This is a genomic window from Burkholderia sp. COPS (genome assembly GCF_019425585.1).
In the GTDB taxonomy this organism is placed as follows: Bacteria; Pseudomonadota; Gammaproteobacteria; order Burkholderiales; family Burkholderiaceae; genus Burkholderia; species Burkholderia cepacia.
On sequence record NZ_WIXR01000009.1, the window covers coordinates 21,553 to 42,814 of the forward strand.

At 67.7% G+C, this 21,262-nt stretch carries 18 protein-coding genes; 7 read left to right on the forward strand and 11 right to left on the reverse strand.

Annotated features, from left to right (window positions below; genetic code table 11):
- The first annotated feature begins 126 nt into the window (after window positions 1-126).
- Genes FOZ70_RS05985 through FOZ70_RS05995 form a run of 3 tightly spaced genes read left to right on the forward strand, consistent with a single transcriptional unit; the run spans window position 127 to window position 4,379 of the window.
- A complete protein-coding gene (locus tag FOZ70_RS05985) occupies window positions 127-1,482 on the forward strand; it encodes an MFS transporter (RefSeq protein WP_219705184.1) in 1,356 nt (451 codons plus the stop codon).
- The gene (locus tag FOZ70_RS05990) at window positions 1,479-2,696 is read left to right on the forward strand and encodes a mandelate racemase/muconate lactonizing enzyme family protein (protein ID WP_219705186.1); all 1,218 of its coding nucleotides are present in this window, start codon (window positions 1,479-1,481) and stop codon (window positions 2,694-2,696) included. Before FOZ70_RS05985 ends, FOZ70_RS05990 begins: the two co-directional genes overlap by 4 nt.
- Window positions 2,697-2,711: 15 nt before the next feature.
- Window positions 2,712-4,379 (forward strand): GMC family oxidoreductase N-terminal domain-containing protein, encoded by a 1,668-nt coding sequence (locus tag FOZ70_RS05995; RefSeq protein ID WP_219705188.1) that lies wholly within the window; start codon window positions 2,712-2,714, stop codon window positions 4,377-4,379.
- Between the two features lie 77 nt (window positions 4,380-4,456).
- Here the strand turns inward: FOZ70_RS05995 and FOZ70_RS06000 are convergent, their stop codons facing one another.
- Together FOZ70_RS06000 and FOZ70_RS06005 are read right to left on the reverse strand one after the other, a co-directional pair.
- The gene (locus tag FOZ70_RS06000; RefSeq protein ID WP_059652498.1) at window positions 4,457-4,756 is read right to left on the reverse strand and encodes a barstar family protein; all 300 of its coding nucleotides are present in this window, start codon (window positions 4,754-4,756) and stop codon (window positions 4,457-4,459) included.
- Window positions 4,757-4,910: 154 nt separating this feature from the next.
- The gene (locus FOZ70_RS06005) at window positions 4,911-5,804 is read right to left on the reverse strand and encodes a LysR family transcriptional regulator (protein WP_021160529.1); all 894 of its coding nucleotides are present in this window, start codon (window positions 5,802-5,804) and stop codon (window positions 4,911-4,913) included.
- A gap of 121 nt (window positions 5,805-5,925) precedes the next feature.
- Between FOZ70_RS06005 and FOZ70_RS06010 the strand changes: the two genes are divergently transcribed.
- Window positions 5,926-6,957: an NAD(P)H-quinone oxidoreductase gene (locus FOZ70_RS06010; RefSeq protein ID WP_081064045.1), complete on the forward strand. Its 1,032-nt coding sequence runs from the start codon at window positions 5,926-5,928 to the stop codon at window positions 6,955-6,957.
- A gap of 14 nt (window positions 6,958-6,971) precedes the next feature.
- On the opposite strand, the gene FOZ70_RS06015 is transcribed toward FOZ70_RS06010, so the two are convergent.
- The 3 genes from FOZ70_RS06015 to FOZ70_RS06025 form a co-directional block, all read right to left on the reverse strand.
- Window positions 6,972-7,793 (reverse strand): betaine/proline/choline family ABC transporter ATP-binding protein, encoded by an 822-nt coding sequence (locus FOZ70_RS06015; protein ID WP_059621212.1) that lies wholly within the window; start codon window positions 7,791-7,793, stop codon window positions 6,972-6,974.
- A 14-nt stretch (window positions 7,794-7,807) separates the two neighbouring features.
- The gene (locus tag FOZ70_RS06020) at window positions 7,808-8,773 is read right to left on the reverse strand and encodes a proline/glycine betaine ABC transporter permease (protein ID WP_059498223.1); all 966 of its coding nucleotides are present in this window, start codon (window positions 8,771-8,773) and stop codon (window positions 7,808-7,810) included.
- 70 nt (window positions 8,774-8,843) lie between these two features.
- On the reverse strand, window positions 8,844-9,881 hold the full coding sequence (locus FOZ70_RS06025) for an ABC transporter substrate-binding protein (protein ID WP_193094565.1): 1,038 nt from the start codon (window positions 9,879-9,881) through the stop codon (window positions 8,844-8,846).
- Between the two features lie 574 nt (window positions 9,882-10,455).
- Here FOZ70_RS06025 and FOZ70_RS06030 point away from each other — a divergent pair.
- The 3 genes from FOZ70_RS06030 (at window position 10,456) to FOZ70_RS06040 (ending at window position 13,881) form a co-directional block, all read left to right on the forward strand.
- Complete coding sequence (locus FOZ70_RS06030; RefSeq protein WP_021160535.1) at window positions 10,456-11,607, forward strand: porin; 1,152 nt, start codon at window positions 10,456-10,458, stop codon at window positions 11,605-11,607.
- Between the two features lie 328 nt (window positions 11,608-11,935).
- Window positions 11,936-12,745, forward strand: coding sequence for an OXA-1043 family class D beta-lactamase (blaOXA, locus tag FOZ70_RS06035; protein WP_059553727.1), 810 nt, complete (start codon window positions 11,936-11,938; stop codon window positions 12,743-12,745).
- Entirely contained in the window at window positions 12,742-13,881 is a 1,140-nt protein-coding gene (locus FOZ70_RS06040; protein WP_219705190.1) for an acyltransferase, read from the forward strand. The genes blaOXA and FOZ70_RS06040 overlap by 4 nt, the downstream gene beginning before the upstream one ends.
- Before the next feature lie 172 nt (window positions 13,882-14,053).
- On the opposite strand, the gene FOZ70_RS06045 is transcribed toward FOZ70_RS06040, so the two are convergent.
- The 6 genes from FOZ70_RS06045 to FOZ70_RS06070 all read right to left on the reverse strand — a co-directional run bounded on the left by FOZ70_RS06045 (window position 14,054) and on the right by FOZ70_RS06070 (window position 21,189).
- Complete coding sequence (locus FOZ70_RS06045) at window positions 14,054-14,797, reverse strand: hypothetical protein (protein ID WP_060321236.1); 744 nt, start codon at window positions 14,795-14,797, stop codon at window positions 14,054-14,056.
- A gap of 33 nt (window positions 14,798-14,830) precedes the next feature.
- Window positions 14,831-16,222 carry an alkaline phosphatase gene (locus FOZ70_RS06050; protein ID WP_059553733.1) on the reverse strand — a complete coding sequence of 464 codons (1,392 nt, stop codon included), beginning with the start codon at window positions 16,220-16,222 and terminating at the stop codon, window positions 14,831-14,833.
- A 32-nt stretch (window positions 16,223-16,254) separates the two neighbouring features.
- Window positions 16,255-17,694, reverse strand: coding sequence for an alkaline phosphatase (locus FOZ70_RS06055; protein WP_059498231.1), 1,440 nt, complete (start codon window positions 17,692-17,694; stop codon window positions 16,255-16,257).
- 154 nt (window positions 17,695-17,848) lie between these two features.
- Entirely contained in the window at window positions 17,849-18,439 is a 591-nt protein-coding gene (locus tag FOZ70_RS06060) for a methyltransferase domain-containing protein (RefSeq protein ID WP_219705193.1), read from the reverse strand.
- Window positions 18,440-18,682: 243 nt separating this feature from the next.
- Window positions 18,683-20,404, reverse strand: a complete 1,722-nt coding sequence (gene poxB, locus FOZ70_RS06065) for a ubiquinone-dependent pyruvate dehydrogenase (protein ID WP_059676624.1) — start codon at window positions 20,402-20,404, stop codon at window positions 18,683-18,685.
- A gap of 257 nt (window positions 20,405-20,661) precedes the next feature.
- Window positions 20,662-21,189, reverse strand: coding sequence for an Lrp/AsnC family transcriptional regulator (locus FOZ70_RS06070; RefSeq protein ID WP_027789923.1), 528 nt, complete (start codon window positions 21,187-21,189; stop codon window positions 20,662-20,664).
- Window positions 21,190-21,262: the final 73 nt, after the last annotated feature.

The window sequence follows — 21,262 nt, forward strand, 5'->3', positions numbered from 1 at the left end:
GCGATACCCACGCACCGTTTCCGGCGCGCATACCAGGGCACCACGCCACGCCGCGCGCCGGCCCTGACCAGACCATAAAAAAACTGCAGGCGTCCGCCTCAAGGACGCCTGATGGAGGAAGACATCATGCCGACCCAACCGTCGACGCCCGCGGCGTCGCTCGCGTTGCAAGACGAAGCGCTCGCCGCTCATGCGTCGCAGCATTCCCGCGCGCAACGTTACCTGCAACTGCTGCTGCTCGTGATTGCCGCGGGCGCGATCTATCCGATGCTGTATCTGCGGCAGGTGTACCAGCCGACGATGCTGCAGTTCTTCCATATCGACGACGTGCAGCTCGGCTACCTGTACTCGTCGCTCGGCACGATCTTCCTCGTCAGCTACCTGCCGAGCGGCTGGCTCGCCGACCGCCTGTCGCCGCGCTGGCTGATCTGCTTCTCGCTGCTCGCGACGGGCGCGCTCGGGCTCGTCTACGCGACCGGGCCGTCGTTCAACACGCTCGTGCTGATCTTCGGCGGCTGGGGGCTGACGACCGGCCTCACGTTCTGGGCCGCCGTGATCAAGCGCGTGAACATGATCGCGGGCCGCGACGAACAGGGGCGCTTCTTCGGGCTGCTCGACGGCGGCCGCGGGCTCGTCGAGGCGCTGCTCGCGACGGTCGCGATCACGCTGTTCGCCTACGTGACGCAGGCGCACGGCGGCACCGACGCGGCCGGCTTCAGGCTCGTGGTGCACCTGTACGCGTTCTTCTGCATCGCGCTCGGCGTGCTGCTCGCGCTGGTGAAGGATCCCGCGGGCACGAGCGGCCGTGCGGCCGCCGCGAAGCGCCGCACCGGCAGCGACCGCCAGGGCAACGTGCTGACCGACCTGAAGACGCTCGCGGCGATCCCCGAGCTGTGGCTCGTCGCCGCGATCGTGTTCTGCGGCTACCAGGTGTTCTGGGCGACCTACAGCTTCTCGGCCTATCTGCACGAAGGCAATTTCGGGCTCAGCGCGACGGCGGCCGGCTTCATCACGACGCTCAAGCTGTGGATGCGCCCGATCGGCGGCATCGGCGGCGGCTTCCTCGGCGACCGCGTATCGAAGGTGTCGGTGCTGTTCTGGGCGCTGCTGCTCGCCGCGCTGTCGCTCGTCGGCCTGATCGCCGCGCCCGCGCACAGCCCGCAGGCGATGCTCGTCGTGCTCGTGCTGTTCATCGGCATCCTCACCTACGCGATCCGCGGCCTGTACTGGTCGCTGCTCGACGACTGCAAGGTGCCGGCGCATTGCGCGGGCCTCGCGATCGGCCTGATCTCGGTGCTCGGCTATTCGCCCGACGTGTTCGTGCCGCTGATCAACGGCTACGTGACGCAGACCTGGCCGGGCGCGCACGGCTACCAGCTCTATTTCGGCTATATCGCGGCCATCGCGCTCTGCGGCGCGGGCGCGGCCGCCTTACTCAAATACCGTCTCACCCGCATTCACCGAATCCAGGAGTCCGCATGAAGATCGTTTCGCTCGAAACCCATATCGTCGCCGTGCCGCCGCCGCATGTCGGCGGGATGTACTGGATCTTCGTGAAGCTGAAGACCGACGACGGCATCGAAGGCGTCGGCGAGATCTATTCGGCGACGTTCGGCCCGAAGGCGATGGCCCCGATCATCGACGACGTGTTCGAACGCCACCTGCTGAACCGCGACCCGCATCACGTCGAACGGCTGTTCCGCCAGGCCTATTCGAGCGGCTTCACGCAGCGACCGGACCTCACGATGATGGGCGTCGTCAGCGGCCTCGAAATGGCGTGCTGGGACATCATCGGCAAGGCCGCCGGCAAGCCCGTGTACGAACTGCTCGGCGGGCAGATCCACGAGCGGCTGCGCTCGTACACGTACCTGTACCCGAAGAACGCGAAGGGCGAATACGACTACGACGATCCCGATCTCGCGGCCGAATGCGCGGCCGAAAACGTGAAGCTCGGCTTCACCGCCGTGAAGTTCGACCCGGCCGGCCCGTACACGGCCTACTCGGGCCACCAGCTGTCGCTGGACGTGCTCGACCGCTGCGAGACGTTCTGCCGCAAGGTGCGCGAAGCCGTCGGCAGCAAGGCCGACCTGCTGTTCGGCACGCACGGGCAGATGGTGCCGTCGTCGGCGATCCGGCTCGCGAAGCGGCTCGAGAAGTACGACCCGCTGTGGTTCGAGGAGCCGGTTCCCCCGGGCCAGGAAGAAGCGATCGCGCAGGTCGCGAAGCACACGTCGATCCCGATCGCGACCGGCGAGCGCCTGACCACCAAGTACGAGTTCCACAAGCTGCTGCAGGCGGGCGGCGCGTCGATCCTGCAGCTGAACGTCGCGCGCGTGGGCGGCCTGCTCGAAGCGAAGAAGATCGCGACGCTCGCCGAAGTGCACTACGCGCAGATCGCACCGCACCTGTACAACGGGCCGGTGGGCGCCGCTGCGAGCATCCAGCTCGCGACCTGCACGCCGAACTTCCTGATCCAGGAAAGCATCATGACGTGGGGCGGTTTCCATGCCGAAGTCGTGAAGACGCCGATCCGCTGGGAGGACGGCTACATCATCCCGTCGAACGAACCGGGCATCGGCATCGAGCTCGACATGGACGTCGTGCGGCGCCACACGCCGTACACGGGCGAACGGCTGCACCTGCAGATGGGCGAACACCCCGTCGACGTGAAGGATCTCGCCCCCGCGAAGGGCTGAGCGCAAAGGACAGACATGAGCTACGACTACATCATCGTCGGCGCGGGCTCGGCCGGCTGCATCCTCGCGAACCGCCTGAGCGAATCGGGCCGGCACTCGGTGCTGCTGCTCGAGGCGGGCGAACGCGACGCGTCGTTCTGGTTCAAGGTGCCGGTCGGCTTCACGAAGACCTACTACAACCGCCGCTACAACTGGATGTACTACAGCGAGCCCGAGGCGCAACTCGCCGATCGCAAGCTGTACTGCCCGCGCGGCAAGGTGGTCGGCGGGTCGGGCTCGATCAACGCGATGGTCTACGTGCGCGGCCAGCGCAGCGACTACGACGACTGGGCGGCCGCCGGCAATCCGGGCTGGGCGTACGACGACGTGCTGCCCTACTTCCGCAAGCTCGAAACCCACGCGGCCGGCGCGATCGATCCGCAGCATCACGGCGCGACGGGGCCGATTCACATCACGTCGATGAAGGCCGACGTGCATCCGATCGTCCACGAATTCCTGAAGGGCTGCGGCGAACTGAACCTGCCGCGCACCGACGACTTCAACGGCGCGCAGTTCGAAGGCGCGGGCATCTACGACCTGAACACGAAGAACGGCGAACGCTGCTCCAGCAGCTTCGCGTACCTGCGTCCCGCGCTGGGCCGCGCGAACCTCACGCTGCGCCCGGGTGCGCTCGTGCGGCGCGTGACCTTCGACGGCACGCGCGCCACCGGCGTGGTCGTCGCGGGCGCGCACGGCGACGAAACGCTCGTCGCCGCGCGCGAGGTGATCCTCGCGGCCGGCGCGGTCGATACGCCGAAGCTGCTGCAGTTGTCGGGCGTAGGCGATCCGGCGCTGCTCGCGCGCCGGCGCGTGCCGCTCGTGCATGCGCTGCCGGCCGTCGGCCGCAACCTGCAGGACCACCTGTGCGTGAGCTTCTACTTCAAGGCGAACCGGCCGACGCTGAACGACGAGATGGGCACGCTGCTCGGCAAGATGAAGATCGGGCTGCGCTACCTGCTGACGAAGCGCGGGCCGCTCGCGATGAGCGTGAACCAGGCCGGCGGCTTCTTCCGCGGCACGGACGATGCGCAGGAACCGAACCTCCAGCTCTACTTCAACCCGCTGTCGTACCGGATTCCGAAGAGCGACCGCGCGAGCATCAAGCCCGAGCCTTACTCCGGATTCCTGATCGCGTTCAACCCGTGCCGGCCGACGAGCCGCGGCACGATCGAGATCGCATCGAACCGCGCGGAAGATGCCGCGAAGATCCACGTCAACGCGCTCACCACGCGGAAGGATCTCGACGAGGCCGTGCAGGGCAGCAAGGTGATCCGTGCGCTGATGCGCGCACCGGCGCTGAAGTCGATGACCGTCGAGGAAATCTCGCCGGGGCCGCAGGTCGATTCCGACGAGGCGATGCTGCAGTATTTCCGCGAGCAGTCGGGTTCGATCTACCATCTGTGCGGCTCGTGCGCGATGGGGCCGGACGCGGCGACGTCGGTGGTCGATGCGTCGTTGCGCGTGCACGGGCTGCAGGCGCTGCGGATCGTCGATGCGTCGGTGTTCCCGAACATCACGTCGGGCAACATCAACGCGCCGACGATGATGGTCGCGGAGAAAGGCGCGGATCTGATCCTGGCGGATGCGGGGCACGGCGAAGCGTCTGCCGTGAGCGCAAGCGAACGGGAAACGGTCACGCATTGAAGCGGCTGCGTGTTCGCCGATTGCCGTCCCGGCAATCGGCTTCACGACGCCACTCGATGCAACGTCAGCGCCGCTGACTATACCCAATAGGACAACACGATCAACGGGTCCCCCCCTTCCTTCGTTGCTCGCCAATTGATGAACGCGCTGCACTCGACGAGTGCGGCGAAAATCTCCGGATTGCGCTCCTTCAACGCTCCCGCATCGTCGATCCGCAGCGACACGATGCCGTGCTCGTAGCAATAGTCGCTCATGCAATCATTCCATGCATCCATGTTCCGGCCGTAGTAACCCGGAAATCCGAATTCGCCCGCGAAGTAGTCGTGAAACTTCGCCCAATCGCCAAGCGCTTTTCCGTCCACACTGAATCGGTTCATCGAGCCCTCTCGTTCACAGTAGAATCACTGCCGCCGTTCGTCATTCACGCCCCCAAGGCCGCTCGCCCGCATCGAACCGGTCACACCCGCCCGGGCCGATCCCGCAGATCGCCGGCACGTCGCAGCGTGCCGCCTCCCGTCCTTCGAGTCACATTCAGTCCCCCGCTCTGCCCCGCGCCTCCACCTCGTCGAACACCCGCACGATGTGATCGATCATCGCGCTCATCCGCGCGGTATGCCGCAGATCCTTGTGCGTGACCATCCAGACTTCATAGGGCCGCGCCGACGTGCGAGCCGGCCACACGCGCACCAACCCGTCGCGCTCGGCGATCGGCACCGGGAGCTCGGCGAGCCCTAGCCCGGCGCGCGCGGCCGCGCGCAGCATGAGATTCGAATTCAGCGCCGACACGATTCGGCCCGCGCGCACCGGTTCCCCGACCACCGTCAGCGGGCTGCGCGCATTCAGGTGCGGCAGGAAGCACACGAGGTCATGCCCTTCGAAGCCGGTGCCGGGCACCGGCTCGCCATGCCGCTCCAGGTATTCCTCCGACGCGTACAGCGCCGTCGGCCATGCTGCGAGCCGGCGCATGAGCAGATCGGGATTGTCGGGCTTGATCGTGCGGATCGCGATGTCCGCCTCGCGCTTGGCCAGGTTCTCCACCTGCGTCGACGTGTTGAGCAGCACGCGCACGTCCGGATGCTCGTCGTGCAGGTTGCGCATCGCGCGCATCACGAATTCGAGCCCGATCGTATCGGTCGTCGTCACGCGCACGTCGCCGGCGAGGCGCCGGTCGACGCCCTGGGTCTGCCGCACCAGATCGATCGCCGACTGCTCCATCTTCTCCACGTTGCGCAGCGCCACCTCGCCCACCGCGGTCGGCACGTACCCGGCCGACGTGCGCAGGAACAGCGTCGCCCCGAGCGCGCGCTCGAGCGCCGCGAGCCGCCTGCCGACCGTCGCCTGGTCGAGCCCGACCGCCCGCGCAGCGCCGCGCAGGCTGCGTTCACGGTGGATCGCGAGAAAAATCCGTGCATCGTCCCAGTTCAAGCGCCCTCTCCCGGTGTGATGCAAATTTGCATCTGTGGTCGTGAAAATCGCTGCGCGAATTCATCAAGACCCAAGCCTATACTTTTTTCACCGATCACTCACCTGTCTTTCCGAGGCAAACATGTCCGATACGCTCTCCCCCGTTCCCGCCGACATGGCGGCAGTCGAAATCACCCGCCCCGGCGGCCCCGAAGTCCTCGCGACCGCACGTCGCCCCGTGCCGCGGCCGAAAGCCGACGAAGTGCTGATCCGGGTTCACGCCGCCGGCGTGAACGGCCCGGACGTGCTGCAACGCAAGGGGCTCTACAACCCGCCGCCCGGCGCATCCGACATCCCGGGCCTGGAAATCGCGGGCGAAGTGGTCGCGACCGGCGAAGCCGTGCACGACTTCGCGCCGGGCGACCGGGTCAGCGCGCTGGTGACGGGCGGCGGTTATGCGGAATACGCGGTCGCCCATCACCTCACGACGATGAAGCTGCCGCCCGGCCTCGACATGATCGAAGCCGCGGCGATGCCGGAAACGTTCCTGACGGTCTGGCTGAACCTGGTCCAGCGCGGGCGGCTGCAGGCAGGCGAGTCGGTGCTGATCCACGGCGGCGCGTCGGGCATCGGCACCACGGCGACGATGATCGCGAAGGCGATGGGCGCGTCGACCGTCATCACGACGGTCGGCTCGGAAGCGCATCGCGCCGCGAGCCTGCGCCTCGGCGCGGATCACGCGGTGCATTACCGGGAAGAAGATTTCGTGGCCGAAGTCGACAGGATCACCGCCGGCAAGGGCGTGGACGTGATCCTCGACATCATCGCGGGCGACTACGTCGCGCGCAATTACCGGGCCGCGGCGATGAACGGGCGGATCCTGCAGGTCAGCGCGCTCGCCGGGCCGGCGAAGGAACTCGACGTGTGGCCGATGATGACCAAGCGCCTCACGCACATCGGCTCGACGCTGCGCTCGCGCACGCCGGAGGAGAAAGGCGCACTCATCGCCGAACTCGAACGGCACCTGTGGCCGCACGTCGCGGCGGGCACGGTCAAGCCGCAGGTGTTCCGCACCTTCGCACTCGACGACGCGCGCGGCGCGCACGTGCTGATCGACTCGGGCGAGCACGTCGGCAAGATCGTGCTGACGACGGCCGCGCACCGCGCGGCCTGACCGGGCACGACGCGTCAGTTCACGCTCGTGCGCTTCTCGACGAACCGCTTCACGTAATCGTCCGCCGGACGCGACAGGATATCGTCCGGCGTGCCGACCTGCACGAGCGTGCCGTCACGCAGGATCGCGATCCGGTCGCCGATGCGCAGCGCCTCGTCGAGATCGTGCGTGATGAACACGATCGTCTTCGCGAGCGTCGCCTGCAGTTCGAGCAGCTGATCCTGCATCTCGGTGCGGATCAGCGGATCGAGCGCGGAAAACGCCTCGTCCATCAGCAGCACGTCGGTATCGGCCGCCAGCGCGCGTGCCAGCCCGACACGCTGCCGCATCCCGCCCGACAGCTCGTCCGGGTAATGATCGCCATACCCGTCGAGCCCGACCTTCGTCAGCCAGTTGCGCGCGGCGTCGGCCGCGTCCTGCCGCTTCTCGCCGCGCGTGCGCAGCGCATACGCGGCGTTGTCGAGCACGGTCTGGTGCGGCAGCAGCCCGAAGTTCTGGAACACCATGCTGACCTTGTAGCGGCGCAGCTCGCGCAGCCCGTGCGCGTCGAGCTTGATCACGTCGCTGCCGTCGATCACGATCTCGCCGGCCGTCGGCTCGATCAGCCGGTTGAAGTGCCGCACGAGCGTCGATTTCCCGGAGCCCGACAGCCCCATGATCACGAAGATCTCGCCCGACTCGATGCCGAGGCTCACGTCGTTGAGCCCGACGTTGCAGCCCGTTTCGGCCAGCACCTCGGCCTTGCGCCTGCCCGAGCGCAGCAGGTCGAGCACGCGCGCATGCGCGGCCTGCGGCCCGAACAGCTTGTACACGTGTTTGACGTCGATGGTCGCCATGTCTGCCTCCGTTCCTATGCGCGCGACGATTGCGTCGCCTGATTCGAATCGACGGCCGCCGGCTGCGCCTTGCGCGGCAGCCGGTACGGCACGCGCGACGCGCCTTTCTGCCGGCGCTGCTGCGCGAGCCGGCGGCGCGCGCGTCGCTCCTGGCCGAAGCCCTGGCTGATCCGGTCGATCACGATCGCGAGGATCACGATCGCGAGGCCGGCTTGCGTGCCCTTGCCGACGTCGAGCGTCTGGATGCCCGCGAGCACGTCCTCGCCGAGCCCGCGCGAGCCGATCATCGACGCGATCACGACCATCGACAGCGCCATCATCGTCGTCTGGTTGATGCCGGCCATGATGCTCGGCCGCGCGAGCGGCAGCTGCACGTTGACGAGCAGCTGCCAGCGCGTCGTGCCGAACGCACGCGCGGCCTCCGTCACGTCCGGATCGACCTGGCGGATGCCGAGATCGGTCAGGCGGATCAGCGGCGGCAGCGCATAGATGATCGTCGCGAGAATCGCGGGCACCTTGCCGAGCCCGAACAGCATCAGCACCGGGATCAGGTACACGAAGCTCGGCAGCGTCTGCATCACGTCGAGCACGGGCAGCAGCATCCGCCGCAGCCACGCGCTGCGCGAGGCGAGGATGCCGGCCGGCACGCCGATCGCGACCGACAGCACCGTCGCGACGAGCATCAGCGCGAGCGTCTGCATCAGCTTGTCCCACAGGCCGAAGCAGCCGATCGCGTAGAGCAGCAGCATGAAAAGTGCGCCGAGGCCGATGCGGCGCGTCGCATTCCACGCGATCGCGCCGACGACCAGCAGCACGAGCCACGGCGGCGCCACGCGCAGCGCGCCTTCGAGCGGCACGAGCAGGTAGCGCAACACGAGCACGCTGAAGTGATGGAAACTGTCGCCGTATTGCGCGACGAAAGTCTCGAGCGCGCTGTTCACCCAGTCGGCGATCGACAGGTGCAGAAAGAAGCCGTTCATGTTGATTCTCCGTCGCGCCGCGAAGGCGCGTGACGGCGGCGGCGGGCGCGGGCCCGCCGCCGCGCGCAGGTTACGCGCCCTTCAGGCTGCCGGCGATCTTCTGCGCGACGTCGGCCGGCACCCACTGCTTCCACATGTCCTGGCGGGTCTTCAGGAACTGCGTGGCCATCGCCGCGCCGTCGATCTTCTTCGTCGTCATCTCGAGGATCGTCTGGTTCAGGAAGTCCATCGGGAAACGCACCTTGCCGAATACGCCGACGAGATCGGGATTCGCATCGGCGAACGGCTTCGACACGCCGACCGTCAGCCGCGACACCATGTACGACGACGCGCACTGGTGCGTGCTGCTCTCGTCGCGCAGCGTCTTCCAGCATGCGTCGTTATAGGCCGGCATCTTCAGCGCGGTGAACTTGTACTTCGCCATCAGCGCGGCCGGGCCCCAGTAATAGAACACGATCGGCGCGCCGCGCTGGTACGCGGACGCGATCGCCGCGTCGAGCGCCGCGCCGGTGCCCGGATGGAAGTTCGTGTACGACTGGTCGAGCTTCAGCACCTTCAGCAGACGCGTGTTCACACGCTCGCAGTCCCAGCCCGTCGGGCAGTTCAGGAAGCGGCCCTTGTCCGGCTCCTCCTCGTCGGCGAACACCTGCTTGAACTTCGGCAGATCGTCGACCGACACGAGCCCGGGCGCGACCGGCTTGATGTTGCGCGCCGGATCGCCCTTCACCACGTAGTCGGGCACGAACCAGCCTTCGGTCGTGCCGCCCGGCAGCGTGTCGCCGATCAGTTTCACGGCGCCCGACGAGACAGCCTTCGCGGTGATCTCGCTGCGGCCCGTCCACTGCTCGGCCCAGATCTGCAGGTCGTTGCGCGCGAGCGCCGTTTCGGTGGCGGCCGTGCTGCCCGGCACGACGTCCGTCTTGCAGCCGTAGCCCTTCTCCATGATCTGCCGCAGCACTTCGGTCGCGAACGACCCGCTCTCCCACGTGATGCCCGCGAAATGGACCGTCTTGCCGTCGGCGCACGCGCCGCCGGCCGCGTGGGCCGTGGGCGCGGACAGGATCGCCGCGGCGGCGAGAAGGACCGTTTTCAGTCGTCGAATCTGCATGGTGGGTCGTCTCCAAATCGAATCTGTTGTTTGTGCGTCGCGGCATGCGCGGCGACCGGCGAATCGTGCATCCAGCCACGTCCGGTCAGCCTGCATGTTTCAGCCGCCAATATGTTTAGGGAAACGAGTAATTCCGATCATGGCTATCGGCAGCGCCAATCGATCTCCGGGTGCGCCGCCAGGCCCGCCTGGCGGGCCTCTCGTCCGATTTACCGCGCCTGCGCACGGGCCCGGCCAGGCTGCGTCGCGCCCCCGTCCGGCGATGGCCAGACCGGCGTTGGCGCGGCGCCGCGCACACGGTTTCGACTGTCGAAACGGCCGGTCGCGACCCCATTGGCGAACCCGATCCCATCCATCGAAATTACTCGCTTCCGGTTCCTCTTCGGCTTGGGAAGAATGCGCGGTGTCATCGGAGGAGACACGACCCGGCACAGCCGGTCGCCGCGCCGCCGCGCATCGCGCGTTTCCGGCGCCGCGCGCGCTGCGCCGGAAACGCCCCGGATGACGGGGCGCGCCTCGCCGGTCGCGCCCACGACAACCGATACAAGAAGCTGGATATCCCGGAGATCTCTCAATGAAAAAGACCCTGACGGCGCTCGCCGTAACGGCAACCTTCGCCGCCCCCGTGTTCGCGCAGAGCAGCGTCACGCTGTACGGCGTGATCGACGAAGGCCTGAACTACACGAACAACGTCGGCACCGGCCACGTCTACGAGATGGCGAGCGGCTACGCGCAGGGCAGCCGCTGGGGCCTGAAGGGCAGCGAGGATCTGGGCGGCGGCATGAAGGCGATCTTCCAGCTCGAAAACGGCTTCGACGTGAATTCCGGCCGGCTCAACCAGGGCGGCCGCATGTTCGGCCGCCAGGCGTATGTCGGCCTGAGCCAGGCGCAGTACGGCACGCTGACGTTCGGCCGCCAGTACGACTCCGTCGTCGACTATCTCGCGCCGACCACGGCCAACGGCAACTGGGGCGGCTACCTGCTCGCGCACCCGTTCGACAACGACAACACCGACAACTCGTTCCGCCTCGACAACACGGTGAAGTACGCGAGCCCGAACTTCGGCGGCTTCACGTTCGGCGGCGCGTACAGCTTCAGCAACAGCACGAACTTCTCGGACAACCGTGCGTACAGCTTCGGCGCGCAGTACCAGAACAACGGGCTGCTGATCGGCGCCGCGTACCTGCAGGCGAACCATCCGGGCAACGGCTCGGCCGGCGCGATCACCGCGAACGACGCGAGCTACATCGCCGAGCGCATGCGCGTGTTCGGCGCGGGCATCAACTACACGTTCGGGCCCGCGACGGTCGGCTTCGCGTACACGAACTCGAACTACAAGAACCCGACCGGCAACGGCTACCTCGGCACGCCGGGCGCGATCATCGCACCGGGCGCGACGGTCAGCGCGATCAAGTACCAGAACTTCGAGGTCAACGGTTCGTACCAGGTCACGCCGGCGTTCATGGTCGGCGCGCAGTACGTGCTGTCGCTCGAGAAGTACGACGCGTCGACCGGCGACGCGAAACCGAAGATCCACTCGGTCGGGCTGATGGCCGACTACAACCTGTCGAAGCGCACCGACGTATACGTGCAGGCCGCGTACCAGCACATCGCCGGCGACAAGACGAACTCGATCCTCGACAACGCGTTCATCCCCGGCACCGACGCGCCGTCGTCGACGTCGAACCAGGTGGCCGTGCGTCTCGCGCTGCGCCACAAGTTCTGACGCAACCCGGTTCTCCGTTCTTCACGCGACACCCGCGCCGGCCGGCCCGAGGTGTCTTCGCCCGCCCGCACGCGCCAGCCTGCCGGCGGGTTTTTTCATGCGCGCTGCAACGCGCGTGACCGACCGATGACGCCGGAACGGGCAACCGGCGCGCAATCGCCCCAGCAACCGTGACAGGTCAACGGACGACGATCCGTCGATACACTGTGGGCCTGCGCAACGGCCGCCATCCCCGCCTTCCTCGATGCCGGCCGTCGCCTTCATTACGCACGGCCCGCCGCCTTTCACCCGCGCCGTGCGCCTGCCGCCCATCCCCGAGGAGTGTCACTTGAAGCACTGGCGCCGCGCGCTGTTCACCTTCGCCGCCGGCCTTCTGGCCGCCGCGACTTCCCATGCCCGCCCGGTCTGCACCGTCGTCGCCGATGCCGCCACCGGCCAGATGCTCGTGCAGCAAGGCGACTGCGCGACCCGCGTCACGCCCGCGTCGACGTTCAAGATCGCCATCAGCCTGATGGGCTTCGATGCGGGCGTCCTGAAGGACGCTCACACACCGACGCTCGATTTCCACACCGGCTACCCCGACTGGGGCGGCGCGCCGTGGCGCGAGCCGACCGATCCGGCGCGCTGGATGAAGCTGTCGGTGTTCTGGTACTCGCAGCAGGTCACCCAGGCGCTCGGGCAGGCGCGCTTCCAGCAATACACGAGCGCATTCGGCTACGGCAACGCGGACGCGACCAGCCCGCAGGGCGAACTGAACGGCGTGATGGGCGCCTGGGTCAATTCATCGCTGCGCATCTCGCCGCTCGAACAGGTCGGCTTCATGCGCAAGATCGCGAACCGGACACTGCCCGTCAGCGCGCACGCGTACGACATGACCGAGCGCATCACGCTGATCGACACGCGGCCCGGCGGCTGGATCGTGCACGGCAAGACGGGCACCGGGTCGCCGGGGCGCAAGTACGATGCGTCGCATGCGTACGGCTGGTTCGTCGGCTGGGCGGCCAAAGGGCCACGCACGCTCGCGTTCGCGTACCTGATACAGGACGACGAGCGGCAGACGCCGAACGCCGGCCTGCGCGCACGCGACACGTTCCTGGCGACGCTGCCCGCCCTCGCCGAACCGGGCAGGCCGCAATGAGCGCCGGCCCGCGCAACGCGCGGATCGACCTGCTGCGCGGGATGTCGATCGTGCTCGTCCTGCTGCATCACTTCAACATCCCCTACTCGCTGCGCGAGACGTCGCTCGCGCGCGTATTCGGCTGGGAAACGGTGCATGCGGTGGTGCGCAACGGCAACTACGGCGTGACGATGTTCTTCGCGATCTCGGGCTACCTGATCACGTCGAATGCGCGGCACCGCTGGGGCAACCTCGGCGCGGTCGACGTGCGCGCGTTCTACGTGTCGCGCGTCGCGCGCATCGTCCCGTGCCTGCTCCTGCTGCTCGCGCTCGTCAACGGCCTCGCGGCGGCCGGCGTGCCGATCTTCCGGAACCACGCGCCGGAGGGCATCGCCGTGTCGTTCTGGCTCGTGAATCTCGCGTCGCTGACGTTCTGGATGAACGTGCTGATCAGCGCATACGGGTGGGTCAACTACGCGCTCGGCGTGCTGTGGTCGCTGTCTGTCGAAGAGGTGTTCTACCTGTCGTTTCCGCTGTTGTGCATCGCGCTGCGCCGCGATGCGCGGCTGGTCGCGTTCTGGGTGGTTATCGCCGCGATCGGGCCCGTGTACCGCTTCACGCATGCCGGCGACGAAGGCGGGTTCCTCTATGCGTACCTCGCGTCGTTCGACGGGATCGCGATCGGCTGCTGCACCGCGTTGCTGGCCGAGCGCAAACGCTGGCAGCGGCTCGCCGCGCCGCTCGTGCAGGGGCTCGTCGCGGCGGCGATGGCCGCGCTGTATCTGGCCTGGCCGATCGCGGAAAGCCACGTCGCCGGCGTCACCGCGATGGCGCTCGGCACGGCCGTGCTGCTGATCGGCGCGCACGTCAACGGCACGCGCGCGCCGGGCCGCCTGCTCGCGCCGTTGCGCCGGGCCGGCACGCTGAGCTACGAGCTGTACCTGTTTCACCTGATCGTGCTCGGCGGGCTGCGCACGTTCTGGCCGCCGTCGGCCACGCATGGCGACACCCGGCTGCTATTGCTGATCGCGTATCTGGCGTTGTCGGCAGTGCTGAGCGCGGCGATCGCGCGCGGCTATGCGACACCGCTCGACCGCTTCATCAAGCGGGTCGCATCGCGGCCGTCAACGCGCGTGCCGGACGGCGCGCGGTTCTAGCGGATCGTCGGCCGCCCCTGCCGGGTGACACGACTTCGGAAAAAGAAAAAAGCGGCCAGCGCCCGGCCGTATCGCGATGGCGATACCGGCCGGCCTGACCGCAAACCCCGCGTACGCATCGCACGATCGGCCGAAGCCGTCGGGTGATCGGTAGCGTGTCGCCGCCCGCCGGTCAATCCAGATAGTCGGCGTACTCCTTGCGCGCGTAGCGGGCGAGCGTCGTCCACGGCGGCGGCTCGCGCCGCGCGGCCGGCGCCGGTGTCAACGTCAGCTTGCGCACGACGCGGCCGTCGGCACTCCGGTATTCGACCGACAGCGGCGCCTGCAGCGTCTCGCTCCACAGGATCCGGTTCACGCCGCGCGCGCCGGGCGTATCGACCGCCTGCTCGTACCAGAGGGTGCCGGGCGCGTCGCCGCGCTTCGCGACCGCGAGCCGCTTCAGCTGCGACGGCGGCGTGACGTAGTACGCGTTGTCCCACGAGCCGTCGAAACCCGTGGTTTCGTACTCGGCCGGCGGCACGCTGACGACCGTCCGGTTCGCCGCATCGACGTACTCGATGCGGGCCGTCTTGCCGTCGTAAGTCACATGCCGTGCAGCCGCCTGGAAGTTGAAATGCCTGTGGCCCGCGTGGGCGGCCGCCGGTTGCACGCCGGCGCGGCGGCCCGGGCCCGCATCGTGGTCATGATCGTGATCGTCACCCTGCCCGCCGCCGGCCGACACGGCGGGCAGCACGCGTTCGACCCACACGTGCCCGTCGCGCCGCACCATCCGTTCGCGATACAGCGTCGTGCGCGTCACGCCGTCGGCCGTCACCGTGCGGCTCTCGTGCAGCAGCACGGCGTCGAGATCGGCCGCTGCACAAGCCGGCAGCGCAATCATCCCGCCGGCGAGCGCACAGAAGATCTGGCGTTTCATCGCGCGTTCCTGTTCATCGTGCCATCACCCGCCTCAGAAACCGAACGCCGAGCGCACGAGACCGAACACCTTCGTGTTGTCGATCGTGCCCTTGAACGCCTTCGCATCGGCGCCGTCGGCGAACAGCATCACGTCGCCGCCGCCGTGCGTTTCCGAACCCGCGCTGCCCATCCGCACGCCCACTTCCTGCAGATACGCATCGTTCGTCGCAGTGGCCGAATCGACCGACGCGCGCACGTTCGGCCGGTTCGCGCCGTTGCCGAACACCAGCGTCGTGTAGGTATTGCCGTCGGCGTCCTTGCTCGGCTGGCCGTCGCGATAGTTGCGGCTGATGTCGAGAATCGGGTTGCCGCGCTTCGAATAACCGTTGATCGTCATCGTGTGGTCGTGGTCGGCCGTCACGACGATCAGCGTGTTCGACAGGTCGACCTTCGACAGCGCGACGCGGATCGCTTCGTCGAATGCCGCCGTGTCCTCGAGCGCGCGCTTCGCGTTGGTGCCGTGCAGCGCGTGATCGATCCGGCCGCCTTCGACCATCAGGAAATAGCCGTTCGAATTCTTCGACAGCACGTCGATCGCCTTCGACGTCATCTCGGCAAGGCTCGGCTGCGACGGCCCTTCGCCCTTGCCCGCGACGCGGTCCAGCTCGTACTCGAGATGGCTCGTCGAACTGAACAGGCCGACCAGCTTGCCGTTGCCGGCCTGCGCGAGCTGATCCTTCGTCGCGACGACCGTGTAGCCCTTCGCCTTCATCTCGTTGAGCAGGTTGCGCCCGTCCGCGCGGCCGCGCTTGTTGGCCACCGGATCGAACGGCGTCCAGTGGTTGCGGCCGCCGCCCATCAGCACGTCGACGCCGTCGCCGAGCGCCGCGTTATAGCCCGCGCCGCCCGGCGCCGCCTGCGCGGCGATGTCGTATTGCGCGTCGCGATGGCAGATGTGCGAATAGGTCGCGGCGGGTGTTGCGTGCGTGAGCTCGGTCGTCGTGATCGCGCCGACCGCCTTGCCGCGCGCCTTCGCCAGTTCCAGCAGCGTCGCGACCGGCTGGCCGTTGCCCGGCGCGCAGTTGTTGACCGTCTTGTTGCCGTTCGCGTCGTTGCCCGGCGCAACCGCGCGCGTGTCGGACGACATCGACAGCACTTCGTTGTTCATCTTCACGCCGGTCATGTACGCGGCCATCGACGGCGCGCTGTCGGTCGTCTGCGCGTCGTTCGAGAAGGTCTTGATGCGCGCGGTGCGCGCCAGCTTCTCCATCGTCAGTTGTCCCGACTCACCGACCTTGTAGATCCGGCTCGCCGTCACGGTCGTCGGCCCCATGCCGTCGCCGAGAAAGAAAATCACGTTTTTCGCCTGGCCGGCGGCCTGCGCCGCGCCGCATGCGAAACCCGCGACGGCCAGCGCCGCCGCGATGCACTTGATGGTCGACATCCTGTATTCCCCTGTACCCGTGTAGTCGGCGCTCACAGCTGCACCGCGTTGCGCACCAGCTCGAAGACCTTGTTGTTCTCGATCACGCCGTGGAACGCATCCGCGCCGCGGCCGATCGCGCCGAGGAACACATCCGTGCCGCCGTGCGTCTCGTTGCCCTTGTCCATGCGTACGACCGCCTCCTGGCGATAGTCGTCGGCGCCGGTCACCGCGTCGGTGAGCGCGGTGCCCGCGCGGCTGCCCTGCACGCGGTTCTCGCCGTTGCCGAAGCCGATGATCGTGTACGGCGCGCCGTCCGCATCCTTCGCGACCGCGCCCGTCTGGTAGTTGCGCAGCACGCCCAGCACGCCGGCCTTGCCCGCTTCGGTCTTGCCGGTGCGCGCCGCATAACCGTTCAGCACCAGCGTGTGGTCGTGGTCGGCCGTGACGACGATCAGCGTGTTCTTCAGGTCGGGATCGGTCTTGCGCACCTTGTCGAGCGTGGCCTTGATCGCGTTGTCGAACGCAACCGTGTCCTGCAGCGCGCGCTTCGCATTGGTGTCGTGCAGCGCGTGGTCGATCCGGCCGCCTTCGACCATCAGGAAATAACCGTTCGGGTTCTTCTGCAGCACGTCGAGCGCGCGCGTCGCCATGTCGGTGAGGCTCGGCTCCTTCGTCGCGCCGCGATCGAGGTCGTAGCTCATGTGGCTCGACGAGAACAGGCCGACCAGCTTGCCGCTCTTCGTCGCATCGGCCGCCAGCAGGTCGTCGCGGTTCTGCGCGAACGCGTAGCCCTTCGCCTTCAGTTCGTTGACGAGGTTGCGCCCGTCGGTGCGCTTGCCGCCGCCGTCCTTCGGCACGAAGAATTGCGTGCCGCCGCCGAGCACGACGTCGACGCCGTCGCCGAGCGCACCGTTGTAGCCCGCGCCGCCCGGCACGAGCTGCGCCGCGATGTCGTTCTCGGCGTCGCGATGGCACACGTGCGCATACGTCGCGGCGGGTGTCGCGTGCGTGACGCGCGTGGTCGTCACGACGCCGGTGGCCATGCCCTTCGCCTTCGCGATCTCGAGCAGCGTCGTCGCCGATTTGCCGTTGTTCGCGCCGCAATTGCCGGTCAGGCTCGCGCTCGGCTCGATCGCCTTCGTGTCGGGCGACATCGAGATCACTTCGTTGTTGGTCTTCACGCCGGTCATGTACGCCGACATCGACGGCGCGCTGTCCGTCACCTGCGCATCGTTCGAATAGGTCTTCACGAACGCGGTTTCCGGCAGCGTATCGATCGTGAGCGCGCCGTCTTCACCGACGCCGTAGATGCGTGCGGCGGTGAGCGTCGTCATCCCCATGCCGTCGCCGAGGAAGAAGATCACGTTGCGCGCGGCCGTCTGAACGGGCGGCTGGGTAGGCGACGTGCTGGTCGGGCCGTCATCGCTGCCGCAGCCGGCGAGCGCAAAGGCGCCCGCGCACAGCAGCGCCGCCGTTTTGATTCGATTCATGGTGCCGGTTCTCCCCGCCGTTGATGCTTTCGAAATGAAAGGCGATGGTAGGAACGCGATGTGACGGCAATGTGAATGGAAACTGGAAGGTATCGAATGAATTATGAAAGGCAGCGGCGAGGCGCCACGGCCGGGCGCCGCGCGTGCCGCGACGTCATTCCGCGTGTTCGGCGGCGATGTTGCGCACGGTCACGATGCGCGCTGGCGGAATGTTCGCCCACACGATCCGGCTGCCGCAGGCAACGAATGCCGAATCGCCGAGCGGGTGACGGCCGGGCGGCCGCAGGTCGTACGTGAACTGGATCATCACGCCGTCGGCGGACAGCACGCGATGGCACTGGCCGACGATCGCCGTCACGTCCTGGCGCGGCAACGTGCGCAGCGGCAGGCACGACACGATCGCGTCGACGCGCGCATCGGCTGGCAGCAGGCGTTCGAGCTGCCGTGCATCGCCCGACACGATCGAGATGCCCGGAAAGCGTCGCCGCAGGTGCTGGACGAACGCCGGCGAACGCTCGACCACGACGAGCCGCCGCGGCGCGACGCCGCGTTCGAGCAATGCCGCGGTGATCGCGCCGGTGCCGCCGCCGAGCTCGACGACGAGCCCGTCGCCGTCCGGCACCGCGTCGGCCATCTCGCGCGCCAGCTGCCGCGAACTCGGGCACAACGCGCCCACCGCGGCCGGACGGCCGACCCACTCGCGCACGAACAGCGCCGAGACACGCCACGCATTCGGCCACATCACAGGCAGCCCTCGAACGATTGCGCCGCCGGCAACGACGCGTCGAAGACTTCATGGAACAGGGCTACGGCGACACGGGGCTTTGGCATGCGCATCCTCCTGGACGAATCGGTCCGTCGCAGGAAGCGCGACGATCAAATCGATTCTAGGAAACGCAAACTTAAGGCGACGTGAAGATTGACCCTGATTCCCCTGATCAATTCGTACCGGATCAACGGCCGACGCCCGCCCCGTGCGCGGCCCGTCTCACCGCAGGTTGGTTCTCGCCAGCTCGACGATCTCGTCGCCGCGCCCGCTGAGGATCGCGCGCAGCATGAACAGGCTGAAGCCCTTCGCATGCGCGAGTTCGATCTTCGGCGGCATCGCGAGCTCGTACTTCGACGTGACGACGTCGACGACGGCCGGCCCGTCATGCGCGAACGCCGTGCGCAGCGCTTCCTCGACGTTCTCCGAGTGCTCGACCCGCACGCTGAAGATGCCCGCGCCCTTCGCGATCGCCGCGAAATCGGTCGGGCTCAGGTCGACGTTCGTATCCAGATAACCGGCCGCCTTCAGCTCCATCGACACGAAGCCGAGCAGGCTGTTGTTGTACACGACGATCTTGACCGGCAGCTTGAGCTGGCGCGCGGTGAGCAGGTCGCCGAGCAGCATCGACAGCCCGCCGTCGCCGGACAGCGACACCACCTGCCGCCCCGGATGCGCGCCCTGCGCGCCAAGCGCCTGTGGCATCGCATTCGCCATCGAGCCGTGATTGAACGAACCGTGCAGTTGCCGCTTGCCGTTCATCGTCAGGTAGCGCGCGGCCCACAGCGTCGGCGTGCCGACGTCGGCCGTGAAGATCGCGTCCTCCGCCGCGACTTCGTCGACGATCTTCGTCAGGTATTGCGGATGAATCGCGCGGCCCGGCGGCTCGGCCACCGCGAGATCGTCGAGCCCCTTGCGCGCGGCCGCGTAGTGCTTCAGCGCATTCTCGAGGAAACGCCGCTGCGTCTTGCGCGTCAGGCGCGGCAGCAGCGCCGCGATCGTTTCCTTCACGGTGCCGACGAGACCAAGCGCGAGCGGTGCGCGATGGCCGAGCTGCGAGCCTTTCCAGTCGATCTGCGCGATCTTCGCGTTCGACGGATAGAACGGCCGGTACGGGAAATCCGTGCCGAGCATCAGCAGCGTGTCGCACGATTCCATCGCGTGATAGCCCGAGCTGAAGCCGATCAGCCCCGTCATCCCGACGTCGAACGGGTTGTCCCATTCGACGAACTGCTTGCCGCGCAGCGCATGCACGACCGGCGCGCCAAGCGTGTCGGCCAGCGCGACCACCTCGTCGTGCGCGCCCTGCGTGCCGCTGCCGCACAGCAGCGTGACCGCGTCGGACGCGTTGAGCAGCGCCGCGAGCCGGTCGAGATCGGCGTCGGCCGGCAGGATCGACGGCGGCGCCGATTCGCTCCATGCCGGCGCTTCTTCCGGGCCGTCGCCCAGCGCGATGTCGCCCGGCAGCACGATCACCGCGACGCCGCGTTCGTCGATCGCGGTACGCATCGCGCGCGCGAGCACGCGCGGGAACTGCGATGCGTTCGTCACGAGTTCGGCGAAATGGCTGCACTCGCGGAACAGCTCCTGCGGATGCGTTTCCTGGAAGTAGCCGAGGCCGATCTCGGTCGACGGGATGTGCGCGGCGATCGCGAGCACCGGCTGATGATTGCGGTGGCAGTCGTAGAGGCCATTGATCAGGTGCAGGTTGCCGGGCCCGCAACTCCCCGCGCACACCGCGAGCCGCCCGGTCGACGCGGCATCCGCGCCGGCCGCGAACGCGGCGCTTTCCTCGTGCCGCGTATGCATCCAGCGGATCGAGCCGATCTGGCTCAAGCTGAACGACAGGCCGTTCAGGCTGTCGCCCGTCACGCCCCAGATACGCTCGACGCCCGCTGCCGCCAGCGTCTTCGCCAGGTATTCCGCCATCGTCTGTCTAGCCATCATGCCCTCGCTCGTTGATCGGTCGTCACACGATTGATCCGGCAACGGCGGCCGCCGTTGCCGCTGACGGGACGAGCATACGCGATCGTCCCGCGCGGCGTCGTGACGATGCAAGCGCCCTGCACGCCGCCGCGGCAGCGATCCGTCATGCCGCCCGCAGCCCCTTTCGATGGCGTCGGGCAATCGTCGGCGCTTTGTCATGGTTCCGACTCCAGCCGGCAGCCGAAAGGCGGGCAGGCGCGCCTGCGACGCCCCGCTCAGCTCCAGTCGGATGCCGCTTCGTCCGGATCGACGAGCGTCAGTCCGGACGCCGGCAACGGCAGCGCGGTCTTGTAGCGCACCTGCTTCAGCGCGAAGCTCGACCGGATGTTCGATACGCCGGGGATCGTCGTCAGGCGCTCGATGATGAAACGCTCGAGCGTGCGCATGTCGGGCATCACGACGCGCAGCAGGTAGTCGGCGTCGCCCGACATCAGGTAGCACTCCATCACCTCGGGCCGCTGCGAGATCGCTTCCTCGAAGCGCTGCAGCGCATCCTCGACCTGCTTCTCGAGGCTGACCTGGATGAACACGTTGATCCGCAGCCCGAGCGGCTCGGGGTCGAGCAGCGTGACCTGCTGCCGGAACAGCCCGAGCTTCTCCAGCGCGCGCACGCGGTTGAAGCACGGCGTGGCCGACAGGTTCACCGCACGCGCGAGTTCCGCGTTCGTGATCCGCGCGTTCTGCTGCAGCTGGTTCAGGATGCCGATGTCGATGCGGTCGAGCCGCCGCGGGTTTGAACTCATGGTCGAAATATTCCGGAAGAGTGGCCACAACCAGAATATTTACACTATCGGCGCGTGAAATCCCAATGAAATC